The sequence below is a fragment of the Azospirillaceae bacterium genome (assembly GCA_028283825.1).
GTDB lineage: Bacteria > Pseudomonadota > Alphaproteobacteria > Azospirillales > Azospirillaceae > Nitrospirillum.
Genome location: JAPWJW010000004.1, coordinates 262,185 through 277,121, shown reverse-complemented (window position 1 = coordinate 277,121; position 14,937 = coordinate 262,185). Strand labels below are relative to the sequence as shown.

Below are 14,937 nucleotides of genomic sequence, written 5' to 3'. Positions count from 1 at the left end.
AGGGTGGAAAGCGGCGGCCCGATAATGCCGGGACCGGGACTCAAGAATAATCCGGCCATACGGGTCGGGAGGATGCCCCACGATGACGATTTCGCGCCGCGCGCTGCTGGGCGCCGGCCTGGTGGCCGGCTTGGTTCCGCGGCGTGGCCGTGCCGCCCTGTCCGCAGCCATCGGGCCCGCCGTGCGGGTGGGTGTCCTGCGTTACGGCACCGTGTCCTGGGAACTGGACGTGGTGCGCCGGCATGGGCTGGATGCCACCCACGGCATCGCTGTCCAGACCCGGGAATTCGCCACCGGCCAGGCGACGCAGGTGGCCCTGCAGGCGGGTGAGGTCGATACCGTCGCGGTGGACTGGCTGTGGGTCGCGCGCCAGCGCGCCACCGGTGCCGGCGACTGGACCTTCATCCCCTTTTCCAACACCGCCGGCGCCCTGATGCTGCCGGCGACGGGGCCGGTGGCGGCGGTGCCGGACCTGGCGGGCCGGCGCCTGGGCATTGCCGGCGGCCCCCTGGACAAGAACTGGCTGATCCTGCGTGCCTATGCCCAGCGCCAGGCCGGCATCGACCTGGACGCCACGGCGCAGAAGACCTTCGGCGCGCCGCCCCTGCTGGCCAACGCGCTCACGGCCGGCCGGCTGGACGCCCTGCTGACCTACTGGCCCTTCGCCGCCAAGGGCCAGGCGGCGGGGCAACGCAGCCTGCTGACGACGGAAGGTGCGGTGGCCGGCCTGGGCATCCAGGGCGTGGTCCCCATGGTGGGTTATGTCTTCTCCGACCGCTGGGCACGGGCCAACCGCGCCGCCTTGGATGGCTTCATCGCCGCCACCGCCGCGGCGCGGGATCTGCTGGCCAGGAACGACGACGAATGGCCCCGGCTGCGCCCCCTGGCCGACGCCGGCAGCGACGCGGAATTCGATCATTTGCGTGACTGGTACCGGCGCGGCATCCCCCGTCACTGGGGGCCGGCGGAATGGGATGCGGCCGCCCAGCTGTACCGCGTGCTGGTGGCGGTGGGCGGCCCGGCGCTGGTGGGCTCCAGCGATGATACGCTGCCGCCGGGCACCTTCTGGCAGGCGGCCCAGTCTTGGTGAGTAGGGCCTGGGCCATCCGCGCGCTGTCCGTCCTGGTGCTGCTGGCCGTGTGGGAGGTCGCGGGGCGGCTGGCGGCCAGCCCGCTGGCACCGCCCGCCTCCACCGTCCTGGCCGTGCTGGGGCGAGAGGTGGCGTCCGGCGCCTTGCCCCACCATGTCGGCATCACCCTGGCGCGGGTGGCGGCGTCCTTCGTCCTGTCCATGGCGGGGGGCGTCGCGCTGGGGTTCGCCATGGGCTGGTGGCGGCGCGTCGATCTGTGGCTGGACAGCGCGCTCCTGCTGTTGCTGAACCTGCCGGCCCTGGTGCTGATCGTGCTGCTGTATGTGTGGTTCGGCCTGACGGAGGCGGCGGCCATCGCCGCCGTGGCGCTGAACAAGCTGCCCACCACCGCGGTGACGGTGCGCGAGGGGGTGCGGGCGCTGGACACCGACCTGCTGGACATGGGCCGGACCTATCGCCTGGGGCGCTGGGCCACATTGCGCCATGTCGTCCTGCCCCAGTTGACCCCTTATCTGTTCGCCGCCACCCGGTCCGGCCTGTCGCTGATCTGGAAGATCGTGCTGGTGGTGGAACTGCTGGGGCGCAGCGACGGCGTGGGTTTCCAGATCCAGGTCTATTTCCAGCTGTTCGACGTGGCCCACATCCTGGCCTACGCCCTGGCCTTCATCCTGATCGTCCAGGTCATCGAGTGGGCGGGGCTGCAACCGCTGGAGCGCTGGGTCGGGCGGTGGCGCCTATGACCGGGCTGACGGTGGATATCCGGGAATTGCGCCTGGCCGGCCGTGTGGTGCTGGGGCCGGTGGCCTTCACCGTGGCGGCGGGGGAGGTGGTGGCCCTGGTGGGACCGTCCGGTTGCGGCAAAAGCACCCTGCTGCGCCTGGCGGCCGGGTTGGCGCATGACGGGCTGGACGGCGCCGTGCACTGGACCCCGGCGCCCCGGCGGCCGGGCGTGGTGTTCCAGCAGCCGCGCCTGCTGCCCTGGCGCACCGTGCGCCAGAACCTAGCCATCGCCGGCGCCGATCCGGCCCTGGCGGCCGACCTGCTGGGCCGGCTGGGGCTGGCCTCCTCGGCGGACGCCTGGGCGTCGCACCTGTCGCTGGGCATGGCGCGGCGGCTGGCGCTGGTCCGCGCCCTGGCCATCCACCCCGACGCCCTGCTGCTGGACGAACCCTTCACCTCGCTGGATGAGGCCAATGCGGTGGTCGCACGCACCCTGCTGCTGGAACGGTGGCACCACCGTCCGGTGCCCACCCTGCTGGTGACCCATGATCTGGCGGAAGCGGCCAGCCTGGCCGACCGTGTGCTTGTGCTATCCCCCGGTCCCGCCCGTCTGCTGGCCGATCACCGTCTCCCGCCGGACGCCGTGCGCCGGCCCGACGCGGTGACCGGGACGGTGGCGGCGCTACGGGGAATGATGGCGGTCTAATGCCAGCGGCACGAGACGAAGGCTCGTGCCGCTGGAGGCCAGCGGATGCTGGCGCCCGGCGCTTGAGGGGGCCTTTGACCGGCCATGGTCAAAGGCCGTGGGTATTAAAGTGCGGTCAAAGGCCCGGCGAACGTATAACCGCTGCCGTAGATCACGCGGATGGGGGCCTCCAGCCCGCTCAATCCCTCAATCTTGCGGCGCAGGCGGTTGACCATGGCATCGATGTTGCGGTCGTCGCTTTGCGCCGTGCGGCCGCGGGCCTCGGCGATGGCGCCGCGGGTGCAGACCTGGCCGGGGTTGGCCGCCAGCAGCGCCAGGAAGTTCAGTTCCATGCCCGTCAGCTTGATGCCCTGGCCGCCTGGCGCCGTCAGCATCCAGTTGGCGGTGTCCAGCACCCAGCCGGCAGCGGCCGCTTGCCCGTCGTGCACGGCGGCCGGTGGCGGCGCCGACACGCGGCGCAGCACGCTGACCAGCGTGGCCTCGATCTCGCGCAGGCTGGCGCGCTTCACCAGATAGGCGTCGGCGCCGCCGTCCAGGCCGCGCACCCTGTCCTCCGCCTCGCCGAAGGCGGTCAGGATGATGACGCCGCAGGACAGGCCCCGCGCCTGGCGGATTTCGGCCAGCAGGGTGTGGCCATCGCCGTCGGGCAACGCCAGATCCAGCAGCACGGCGTCCACCTGGTCCAGGCCGCCCAAGGCCCCGCGGCATTCGGTGGCGGTGGCGGCGGCGTGCGCGGCATATCCCTTGGCGGCCAGGTAGTGCACCAGATCGGTGCGGAGCGAGGGTTCGTCCTCGACGACCAGGATGGTCTGCATAGGGGCTCAGCCTTTCACCAGCGCGGCGGGTTGTATAGGGTCGATTGGGCGGGGGGCGGCACCGGCGGCGGGCAGGCGCAGGATGGCCACCGCCCCGCCATCCGGGTGATTGGCCAGGTCCAGCTGGCCGCCATGCTTGGCCAGGATGATCTTGACCAGGTACAGGCCCAGGCCCGTACCGGTGTGCGTCCGCGCGTTGGAGGCGCGGAAGAAGCGCTGGCCCACGGTGGCCAGTTCCGCCGGGGGGAAGCCGATGCCCCGGTCGCGCACCGTCAGGGTCAGGGTCGCCGGCGAGGTCTTCAAGGTCACCGTCACCGCCTGGTCGGCGGGGGAGTATTTCAGGCCGTTGGCCACCAGGTTGGCGATGGCCATCACCATCATGTCGGCATCGCCGAGGAAGGCGGCGGGGCCGTCGGTGATGTCCAGTCGCACGCGGCCGTCCTCCCAGCCCTTGGCGCCGCCATGGGCGTCGTTATAGGCGGCGGCCACCGCCTGCCGCGCCAGGGCGCCGGCGTCCAGCCGGTCGCGCCGGGCGGTTTCCAGGCCCGCCTGCTCCGCCCGCAGCAGATCCTCCACCAGGTGGGACAGGCGGCGCACGGTGGCGCGGATGGTGTCCAGCCGTCCCCGGATGGCGCCGGTCCGGGGGGCCTCAGGGGGCTCTTCCCCCACCTGCATCTGCAGCATCTCCGCCGACCGGTCGATGACCGCCAGGGGGGTGCCGAACTCATGGCTCAGCAGGTGCAGGAATTCCCGCTGCTCCTGGTGCAGGCGGCGTTCGGTGGCCAGGGTTTCCGACAGGCGGATCTGCTTTTCCTGCTCCGCCCACAGGTCGCGGTCGCGGGCGCGCAAATTCTCCGCCAGCCGGCCGCAGAACATGGCCAGCAGGCAGAAGAACAGCAGGTTGGTGTAAACCGCCAGTTCCAGCACATACCACAGCGGCAGGACCTGTTCGGGCAGCAGCTGGCCGACCCAGCGGCCGGTGACCAGGTTCTGAAGGGCGGCGCCCAGGCGCACCGTGCACACGGTGCCGTGCAGGCCCAGGCAGGCCAGCGTCACCCGGCGCAGGAACACGGGCTGTCCCCGGTCGCGCATCAGCAGTGCTATCATGCGGCAGACACAGGCCAGCGTGATGATGGTGGAGACGGCGTTGCGCAGCTGTATGTTGTCGGGGAACCAGATGGCGGCGGCGGTCCACAGCACCAGCGTTCCAAGGGCGGTGGCCGGCAGCACCCAGCCCGGCAGGCGTGGCTGGCGCAGGAAGATGGCCATGCCCTCCGCCGCCAGCGCCTCGCTGAGATTATACAGGACGTTGCCCGAGATCATGGTCAGCGGTTCGCGGTGGGCGATCAGGCCCACGGCCACCACGGGCAGCATGTAGGAGGCCGCGATCAGCTCCATGCCGATCAGCCGCTTCTGCGATTGCCACACCACGACGGCGATCACGCCGTCCATGCAGACCAGCGCGTAGGTCAGCACCAGGGCCGTATGATAGTCCAGCATCGCGCGGGGTGACCGGGATTCGGTGGCAAGGCCGGGGCGCCCCGGCCGCCTGCCGAACAGCCCCTCAAAGTCTTGTAATGTGAGGGTGATGGTGCTGCCAAGGAATTATATATAAAACGCGACGGTCAAGTGGAGCGTCGCGACTTTCGTGCGAAATGGCCAAGTACCGCCCCGACGGGTAGTCGTGGGAACGTGATCGTCAATAAAACCGGCAGAAAAGGCGAACAATTTCACGCGACGCGTCCCCGCCGTCGTGTTATCGGCAATGTCCGATCGCGTCGAATCTGATTTATGGCGCTCGGGTTTTCTGGCGGACGTGATTGGGAATAGTTAGGTCATTCGCTCACATGCGCCGTGGGTTGTCATAGGGCATTCGTGAAGTTGGCGCTTGTGTCAAATCCGCATGAAGTCTGTGACGATCCATAGTAACGAAAGGATGATTTGAGCTGGAACCGGGGAATTTTCACGCAAATATACAATTATTTCCAGCGTTAACGCAATTTTAATGGCTAATTTGTCGAACATTTAACGGTGAATTGTGGTTGGTGATGATGGACTTTCTGGAAAATCATTTCCATGATAGTGCTTCTGACATGAGAATTTTGCACATATATTTAAGATAATAAAATTGAAGCTGAATCCTATTTCGATGATACTCCCCCAATGACGCGCGGCGGTTCGTGCGGGGCATGGGCGTTGCCGTTGCCTGGGGCATAATTTGTGATGGTGGGAAAATGGGACGGATTTTGAACGCGGGTGCGGCCGGCGCCATGACTCATGGCGCCGCCGCCCCGAAGGGCACCGTCCAGGGTAGCCGCGGCCGTCTGCTGGCCGGCGCCTCGCTGCTGGCCGTCGGCATGGGCCTGGCGGCGTCCGCCCAGGCGCAGACCACCATCACCGCCCCGACCACCTCTTACGCCAACACCATCGCGGTGACGGGGCTTGCGGTAGGCTCCGGCGTCATCGTCGGCACGCTGTACAACAGCGGCACCGTGGCGGGCAGCATCACCGGCATCCAAAACGCCGGCAGCATCGGCACGCTGACCAACGATGGCCAGGTTTCAGGCCAGGTGGCGCTGTACAACAGCGGCACCATTGGGGTGCTGGTCAACAATGGCGGCGTGATCGACGCCGGGGCGCCCACGGCCGCCGGCTTTTACAACACCGGCAACATCAGCACGGTGTTGAACAACAGCACCATTCTGGGCGCGACCTACGGCGTCTACAACGTCGGCACCATCGGCACGTTGGTCAATCGCGGCCTGATCACCGGCCCCACCGCCATCTACAACGATACCGGTGCCCGCTTCGACCGGCTGATCAACACCGGCGCCATCACCGGCGACATCCTGAACCTGTCGACCAACGACCTGACGATCGTCGGCGGCACCGGCGCGACGGTGGGAACCCTGACCGGCTATGTCGCCGGCAGCCAGGGCACGATCAGCAACACGCTGGCCAACGTGGTGCTGGCGTCGGGCAACCTGCTTCTGAACGACGCGGTCAACGTCGGCGGCAACACCCTGCTCAACATCGGCGCCTCCGTGGTGCTGGAAAGCCTGGTCAGCGTCACCGGCAATTACAGCCAGTCCGCCGGCGCCCTGGACCTGACGTCCGGCGGCGCCGGCCTTTACGTCAGCGGCAGCGCCAGCCTGACCGGCGGCACCGTCGCGGTGCTTTACGGCGCCACCGGCAACTACCTGGCTGGGGCCACGACATTGGTCAGCGCCGGTGCGGCGTCCAGCTATGCCGGCGTGACGGTGCAAAGCGCCCTGACCGGATTGGCGGTCAGCGAGGGCGTGGACGGGAATAACCTGCTGGCGGTCATCAGCAATGATTATATCGGCGGCACCCTGGCCACCCTGTCCAACAGCGGCACGCTGACAGCGGCCAGCGCCGTTTATATCGCCGCCACCGGGAGCCTGGGCACGCTGGCCAACAGCGGCACCCTGTCGGGCAGTTCCAGGGGCGTGTTGACCAGCGGCGTTATCGGCGTCCTGTCCAACTCGGCCGGCGGGTTGATCCGTGCCGGCGAGATCGCGATCTACAACAGTGGCAGCATCGGCACGCTGTCCAACGCCGGTACCATTTCCGCCGGCTCGGGGCCCTACGCCGCAGCCGGTGTCTACAGTTACGGCACCATCGGCACCCTGTCCAACAGCGGTTTGATCTCCGGCGATGCGGCTGGTGTCAACAACGCCGGCACCATCGGCTTGCTTGCCAACGATGGCACGATCGCCTTTAATGGCGTGGCAAACGTTTCCCGTGCGGGCGTGGTCAACAATGGCACCATCGGCACGTTGACCAACGCCGGTTTGATCTCCGGCGGCGCCACGTACGGCGTCTACAACAATGGCGCCATCGGTACGCTGACCAACGACGGTTCGATCACCGGTGAACGGGCTGGATTCTATAACACAAACACCATCGGCCTGCTGGTCAACACCGGCACCATCGCCAGCGCCAGGTATGCCATCGGCAACGAAGGCACCATCGGCCTGCTGTCCAACAGCGGCATCATCGCGGGTGATATCCTGAACACCGGCGGCGACCTGACCATCGCCGGTGGCGCTTCGGGTACCGTGGGCACCTTCACCGGCTACACCGCCGGCAGCCAGGGCACCATCACCAGCACGCTCAGCAACGTGGTGCTGTCGTCCGGCGGCATCCTGCTGAACGACGCGGTCACGCTGGGCACCGGCACGCTGGTCAACGCCGGCGCGGTGCTGGAACTGGTCAGCATTGTCAGCGTCACCGGCAACTTTACGCAGACCGACGGCACCCTGCTGGCCCATGGTGGCGAACTGGTGGTCAGCGGTGCGGCCAGCCTGACCGGCGGCACCGTGAGCATGGGTGGCGTTGGCGTAAATGTGTTCGTGGGCGACAGCACCACCATCCTCGAAGTGTCGGGCGCCCTGTCCACCGCCGGCGTGGTCGCCAGCAACGGCACCCTGTCCACCGTCACCAACGGGTCGGCCACCGACCTGGTGATGGCCGCCACGGGCGACTATATCGGCGGTACCTATGGCAGCCTGGGCATCGCCGGCGGCGGTTTGATCAGTTCCACCACCGCCGTGGTCGTGGCCGCCAGCGGCACGTTGGGCACCCTGGCCAACAGCGGCACCCTGTCGGGCAGCCACTATGGCGTGATGGTGGCGCAGGGCGGCACGATCGACACGCTGACCAACAGCGGCACGATCTCTGGCAATGAGGGCGTCTACAACAACAGCACGATCACCAGCCTGACCAACAGCGGCACCATTTCCGGCGGTAGCGCCGGCATCTACAGCGCCGGCAGTATCGGCACCCTGGCCAACAGCGGTTTGATCCAGGCCACCAATGACGCCAACAGCTATTATGCGGGCATCTGGAACGCCGGCACCATCGGCGCCCTGACAAACGACGGCCTGGTTTCCAGTGCCAGGACGGGCATCTACAATGAAATCGGCACCATCGGCACGCTGTCCAACAGCGGCACCATCACGGGTGGTGGCATCGGTATTTACAACCGGGGCGGCGCCATCGGCACGCTGACCAATGGCGGCACCGTCAGCGGGCAAAGCGGCATCAGCAATCAGAACACGATCGGCACCCTGCGGAACAGCGGCACCATCACCGGCACCCAATGGATGGGCATCGACAATTCGGGGGTGATCAACGTCCTTTCCAACACCGATGGCGGGGTCATTTCCGGCGTGAGCGCGGGTGTCCTCAACGGTAGGGCGATCGATACCCTGTCCAACGCCGGCCTCATCTCCGCCGCCGGCTTGAACACCATCGCCGCCATCTTCAACGAAGGTACGCTGGGCCTGCTGGTCAACAGCGCCGGCGGCACCATCGTCGCCAGCGGCACCACCGGCCACGCCGACGCCAACTCCATCGCCGGCGTCGTCAACGCCGCCACCCTGGGCACCTTGTCCAACGCCGGCCTCATCTCCGCCTCCGGCTGGGCCAGCGTTGCCGCCATCGTCAACGAGGGCACGCTGGGCCTGCTGGTCAACAGCGCCGGCGGCACCATCACCGCCGGCGGCCCCATCCCCGCCGGCGCCACCTCCATCGCCGGTGTCGCCAACTATGCCATCTTGGGCACGCTGACGAACGCCGGCGTCATCCAGGCCAACGGCATCACCGCCGCCGGTGTCGCCAACTTCGCCGGCACCTTGGGCCTGCTGACCAACAGCGGCAGCATCAGCGGCGGTACCGGCGTCCTGAACGCCGCCACCTTGGGCACTTTGGTCAACACCGGCACGATCAGCGGCGGCAACGCCGCCCTGTACAACAGCGGCACCATCGGCTCGTTGGCCAATAGCGGCACCATCGCTAGCGCCAACTTGGCCATCGACAACAGCGGTACCATCGGCCTGCTGTCCAACGGTGGTACCATCGCCGGTGATATCCGGAACACCGGCGGCGACTTGACCATCGCCGGTGGCGCCTCGGGCGCCGTGGGCAGCTTCACCGGCTACACCGCCGGCAGCCAGGGCACCATCACCAGCACGCTGGGCAACGTGGTGCTGTCGTCTGGTGGCATCCTGCTGAACGACGCGGTCACGCTGGGCACCGGCACGCTGTCCAACGCCGGCGCGTCGGTGACGCTGGTCAGCGCCGTCACCATCACCGGCAACTACAGCCAGACGGGGGGCACCCTGACGGCCGATGGTGGCGAGTTGGTGGTCAGCGGTGCCGCCAGCCTGACCGGCGGCACGGTCAGCGCGGCCTTCAACCAGGGCAGCAACCTGGTGGTGGGCGACGGCTATACCGTGGTCGAGGCCGGGACCCTGTCGGTCAGCGGCGTCGCCGTCAGCAACGGCACCCTGTCCACGGTCACCAGCGGCGGCGTCACTGACCTGGTGATCACCGCCACCGCCGACTATATCGGCGGCACCTACGCCAGCATCGGCAACACCGGGTCCATCCATTCCACCACGGCGGTGATCGTGGCGGCCAGCGGCACGCTGGGCACCCTGGTCAACACCGGCACCCTGGCGGGGACCAGCCGTGGCGTGTCCAACAGCGGCACAATCGCCCTGTTGTCCAACAGCGGCACCATCAGTGGCAGTGTCCTCGGCATCTACAATCAGGATGGCGTGATCGGTACGCTGACCAACGACGGCGTCATCAGCGGCGGCAGCGCCATCAACACTTCCGGTACGATCGACATTCTGCGGAACAGCGGCACCATTGCCGGCGACAACGGGGGCATCCACAACGCCGGCACCATCGGCACCCTGGCCAACAGCGGTTTGATCCAGGCCACCAATGACGCCAACCACTATTATGCGGGCATCTGGAACGCCGGCACCATCGGCGCCCTGACAAACGACGGCTTGGTTTCCAGTGCCAGGACGGGCATCTACAATGAAATCGGCACCATCGGCACGCTATCCAACAGCGGCACCATCACGGGTGGTGGCATCGGTATTTACAACCGGGGCGGCGCCATCGGCACGCTGACCAACGGCGGTACCGTCAGTGGGCAAAGCGGCATCAGCAATCAGAACACGATCAGCACCCTGCGGAACAGCGGCACCATCACCGGCACCCAATGGATCGGCATCTACAATTCGGGGGTGATCAACGTCCTTTCCAATACCGATGGCGGGGTCATTTCCGGCGTGACCACGGGTGTCCTCAACGGTAGGGCGATCGACACCCTGTCCAACGCCGGCGTCATCAGCAGCGGCGGCAGCGCCATCAGCACTTCCGGTACGATCGGCACCCTGTGGAATAGCGGCACCATCACTGGCACCCAACGGATCGGCGTCGACAATTCGGGGGTGATCAACGTCCTTGCCAACACCGATGGCGGGGTCATTTCCGGCGTGGGCGCGGGTGTCCGCAACGGTGGCGCGATCGACACCCTGTCCAATGCCGGCCTCATCTCCGCCGCAGGCTTGAACACCATCGCCGCCATCTTCAACGAAGGCACGCTGGGCCTGCTGGTCAACAGCGCCGGCGGCACCATCGCCGCCAGTGGCACCATCGGCACCGGCGGTGGCAACTACATCCGCGGCGTCGTCAACGATGCCACCCTGGGCACCTTGTCCAACGCCGGCCTCATCTCCGCCTCCGGCTGGGACAGCATCGCCGCCATCGTCAACGAGGGCACGCTGGGCCTGCTGGTCAACAGCGCCGGCGGCACCATCACCGCCAGCGGCGCCACCTCCATCGCCGGTGTCGCCAACTATGCCATCCTGGACACGCTGTCCAATGGCGGCGTCATCCAGGCCAGCGGCATCATCGCCGCCGGTGTCGCCAACATCGGTGGCACCTTGGGCCTGCTGACCAACAGCGGCGGCATCTACAGCGGCGGTACCGGCGTCCTGAACGCCGCCGCCTTGGGCACTTTGGTCAACACCGGCACGATCAGCGGCGCCAACTTGGCCATCGACAACAGCGGCACCATCGGCCTGCTGTCCAACGGTGGCACCATCGCCGGTGATATCCGGAACACCGGCGGCGACCTGACCATCGCCGGTGGCGCCTCGGGCGCCGTGGGCACCTTCACCGGCTACACCGCCGGCAGCCAGGGCACCATCACCAGCACGCTCGGCAACGTGGTGCTGTCGTCCGGCGGTATCCTGCTGAACGACGCGGTCACGCTGGGCACCGGCACGCTGTCCAACGCGGGCGCGTCGGTGACGCTGGTCAGCGCCGTCACCATCACCGGCAACTACAGCCAGACGGGGGGCACCCTGACGGCCGATGGTGGCGAGTTGGTGGTCAGCGGTGCCGCCAGCCTGACCGGCGGCACGGTCAGCGCGGCCTTCAACCAGGGCAGCAACCTGGTGGTGGGCGACGGCTACACCGTGGTCGAGGCCGGGACCCTGTCGGTCAGCGGCGTCGCCGTCAGCAACGGCACCCTGTCCACGGTCACCAGCGGCGGCGTCACCGACCTGGTGATCACCGCCACCGCCGACTATATCGGCGGCACCTACGCCAGCATCGGCAACACCGGGTCCATCCATTCGACCACGGCGGTGATCGTGGCGGCCGGCGGCACGCTGGGCACGCTGTCCAACACCGGCACCCTGGTGGGGACCAGCCGTGGCGTCCTGGTTGTCGGCACGCTGGGCGGCATCAGCAACGCTGGAACGATCACCGGCGGTGCCACTGGCATCGTCATCCTGTCCAGCGGCAGCGGCGGCACCCTGTCGAACAGCGGCTATATCACCGCCGGCACCTACGGCGTGTATAACGTCGGCACCATCGCGGTGACCAACATCGGCACCATCCTGGACGCGCCGTCGGGCGACGCCGCCGGCCTGGTCAATGTCGGCGCCATGCCCGACCTGGTCAACAGCGGCACCATCGGCGGTCTCACCGGCGTCCGCAACAGCGGCAGCATCGGTACCCTGGTCAATGCCGGCACCGGCGCCATCGGCGGGTCCATCGGCCTGTCCAACGCCGGCACCATCACGGCGATGGACAACGCGGGCGCCATCACGGGCACCGTCTACGGCGTGTCCAACACCGTCGGCGGCACCATCGGCAGCCTGTCCAACGGCGGCACCATCAGCGGCTATTCCGCCCTGTACAATCGTGGCGGCGTGGGCACGGTGTCCAACAGCGGCGTGGTGGCGGGGATAGAGGACGGCGTGCTGGACGGCGGCAGCATCGGGGTGCTGACCAACAGCGCCAGCGGCGTCATTAGCGGTGTCGTCGGCCTGGTGGTGGCGAACGGCGGCACCCTGGGCACCTTGTCCAATGCCGGCACGGTGTTCGGCACCGTCGACGGCGTGTCCAACTGGGGCGCCATCGACCTGCTGTCGAACAGCGGCACGATCAGCGGCACCATCGACGGCGTGTCCAACCGGGGCACCATCGACGTGCTGTCGAACAGCGGTACCATCAGCGGCACCATCGGCCTGCTGAATACCGGCAGCATCGGCACGGTGCTGAACACCGGCGCCCTGATCGACTCACCCACGGTCGATGCCGCCGGCCTGAACAACCAGGGCACCATTTCGGTGGTGGACAACCGCGGCACCATCAGCGGCGCCTCCTACGGTGTGTACAACACCGGCACCATCGGTACCGTGGTCAATAGCGGCCTGATCACCGGTGCCACGGCGATCTATAATGACGGCGTCCTGATCCTGTCCAACACCGGCACCATCGCCGGCGACATCGTCAACGCCTCATCCAATGAACTGGATATCAGCGGCGGCACCGACGATGCGCCGGGCACCCTGACCGGTTACAACAGCGCCCTGGGCACCATCACCAGCACGCTGGCGGACCTGCGCTTCGTATCCGGCACCCTGCTGCTGAACGACGCCATCAATGTCGGGACGCACAGTGTGGTGAACAGCGGCGCCACCCTGCTGGTGAATACGGCGATCAACATCACCGGCAGCTACAGCCAGACGGCGGGCAACCTGGTGATCGGTGTCGCCAGCACCAGCAGCTACGGCAGCCTGGTGATCAGCGGTTCGGCCAGCCTGACGGGCGGTTCGGTGACGCTGAAGTCCACCGGCGGCACCGCGCTGTCGGCCGGCAGCTACACCGTCGTCTCGGCCGGCAGCAGCCTGGCGACCAGTAACCTGACCCTGACGGCCGTCGGCTACACGGTGACCAGTTCCACCATCACCAGCGGCGGCAAGACAGAACTGGTGCTGACCCTGGCCACCGGCAGCACCGGCACCACCGGCAGCGGTACGGGCACTGGTACCGGGACTGACACGGGCAGCGGCGGCGACAGCGGTGCGGGCACGGGCACCGATACGGGTGGCGACGGCACCGGTGGCAGCGGCACGACCACGCCGACCAAGCCCGGCGTCCGTTATGCGGCCGTGGGTCGGGCGGAGGGTGGTGCCGCCATTGGCACCGGTATCGCCCTGGACCAGATCGCCGCCGGCACAGGCACGGCGGCCGTGGCCTTCCAGAATGCGGTCCTGAACCCGCTGTCCAGCCTGATGGGCAAGGCGCAGCAGGTGGCCGTGGCGCAGTTGGCCCCCAACCAGCTGACGCCGCAGCTGACCACCACCCTGTTCACGCCCACCACCACGGCCATCAGCCAGCACCAGCAGACGGTGGCGGGCCTGATGGACAGCATGGGCGGCAGCGGGGCGTCGGCCGGCGACGGCACCCTGAACGGCGTGCTGTGGGGCGAAATCCTGGGCGGCGGCGCCTTGCGCGCCAATGCCACGGAGGCGGCCGGCTACCGCGCCAGCAGTGCGGGGATCGTGCTGGGTGGCGACTGGTACATCAACCCCGAGATCATGGCGGGCCTGGCGTTCAGCTGGCTGAACAGCGACGCGGTGGGCCAGGACGACGCGGCGGGCAGCCTGACGCGGGTGGGCAGCTACCAGCTGACGGCCTACAGCGTCTGGCGTCCGGCCTTCGCCGAACGCCGGCTGTCGGTCGAGGGCCAGGTGGCGTTCGGCTACAACCACTATGACCAGCGCCGCGACATCGACTTCCTGGGCGCCCGCGCCAATGCCAATTACGGCGGGGAGCAGTATGTGGGCAAGGTGACGGTCGGTTACGCCATGCCGGACCACAACGGCTTCACCCTGACGCCGCAGTACAGCCTGCAGGCGGCCCGCCTGACCAACCATGCCTACAGCGAACATGACGCCGGCGTGGCGGATCTGGACGTCGGCGCGCTGACCACCAACAGCCTGACCCAGCAGGTGGGCTTCAAGCTGGACACGGCACTCGACACCGCCTTCGGCCGGCTGCTGCCGGACCTGAAGCTGGCGTGGGTGCACGACTACTTGAACGGCCCGGTCTCGACCACGGCCGTCCTGGGTGGCGTCAGCTTCGCCAGCACGACGGGCCGGGTCAGCGCCGACGGTGTTGCCATCGCCCTGGGTGCCACCCTGGCCAAGGGCGACAACCTGAGCCTTCGGCTGGAGTATAACGGCGAACTGCGCAGCGATTACCAAAGCCACGCCGGCGTCCTGCGCGCCAGCTGGTCGTTCTGACGCGATGGGCTACCGGGCCGGCCAGATGGCCGGTCCGGCGTCCCTCCAGGGTGTACCGGGGGCCGGACACAGGAACTCTCTGTTGTGACACCGGGCGAATCGCCCGGGTCCTTCCTTCCCAGATTCAGGTGATGTGGGAAGAAATACCGTTAGGTCGCTTGGGCGGCCAATCCG

At 67.8% G+C, this 14,937-nt stretch carries 6 protein-coding genes; 4 read left to right on the top strand and 2 right to left on the bottom strand.

Annotated elements, in window-relative coordinates:
- The first annotated feature begins 82 nt into the window (after positions 1–82).
- From PW843_25420 to PW843_25410, 3 genes are read left to right on the top strand one after another with little or no spacing between them, the layout of a single operon-like run.
- Positions 83–1,090 carry an ABC transporter substrate-binding protein gene (locus tag PW843_25420; GenBank protein MDE1149905.1) on the top strand — a complete coding sequence of 336 codons (1,008 nt, stop codon included), beginning with the start codon at positions 83–85 and terminating at the stop codon, positions 1,088–1,090.
- Complete coding sequence (locus tag PW843_25415) at positions 1,084–1,830, top strand: ABC transporter permease subunit (protein ID MDE1149904.1); 747 nt, start codon at positions 1,084–1,086, stop codon at positions 1,828–1,830. Before PW843_25420 ends, PW843_25415 begins: the two co-directional genes overlap by 7 nt.
- Entirely contained in the window at positions 1,827–2,516 is a 690-nt protein-coding gene (locus PW843_25410) for an ATP-binding cassette domain-containing protein (protein ID MDE1149903.1), read from the top strand. Before PW843_25415 ends, PW843_25410 begins: the two co-directional genes overlap by 4 nt.
- A gap of 104 nt (positions 2,517–2,620) precedes the next feature.
- Here the strand turns inward: PW843_25410 and PW843_25405 are convergent, their stop codons facing one another.
- Positions 2,621–3,331 carry a response regulator transcription factor gene (locus PW843_25405; GenBank protein ID MDE1149902.1) on the bottom strand — a complete coding sequence of 237 codons (711 nt, stop codon included), beginning with the start codon at positions 3,329–3,331 and terminating at the stop codon, positions 2,621–2,623.
- A gap of 6 nt (positions 3,332–3,337) precedes the next feature.
- Positions 3,338–4,831, bottom strand: coding sequence for a HAMP domain-containing sensor histidine kinase (locus tag PW843_25400; protein MDE1149901.1), 1,494 nt, complete (start codon positions 4,829–4,831; stop codon positions 3,338–3,340).
- 734 nt (positions 4,832–5,565) lie between these two features.
- Here PW843_25400 and PW843_25395 point away from each other — a divergent pair.
- The gene (locus PW843_25395) at positions 5,566–14,763 is read left to right on the top strand and encodes a hypothetical protein (protein MDE1149900.1); all 9,198 of its coding nucleotides are present in this window, start codon (positions 5,566–5,568) and stop codon (positions 14,761–14,763) included.
- The last annotated feature ends 174 nt before the right edge of the window (positions 14,764–14,937 follow it).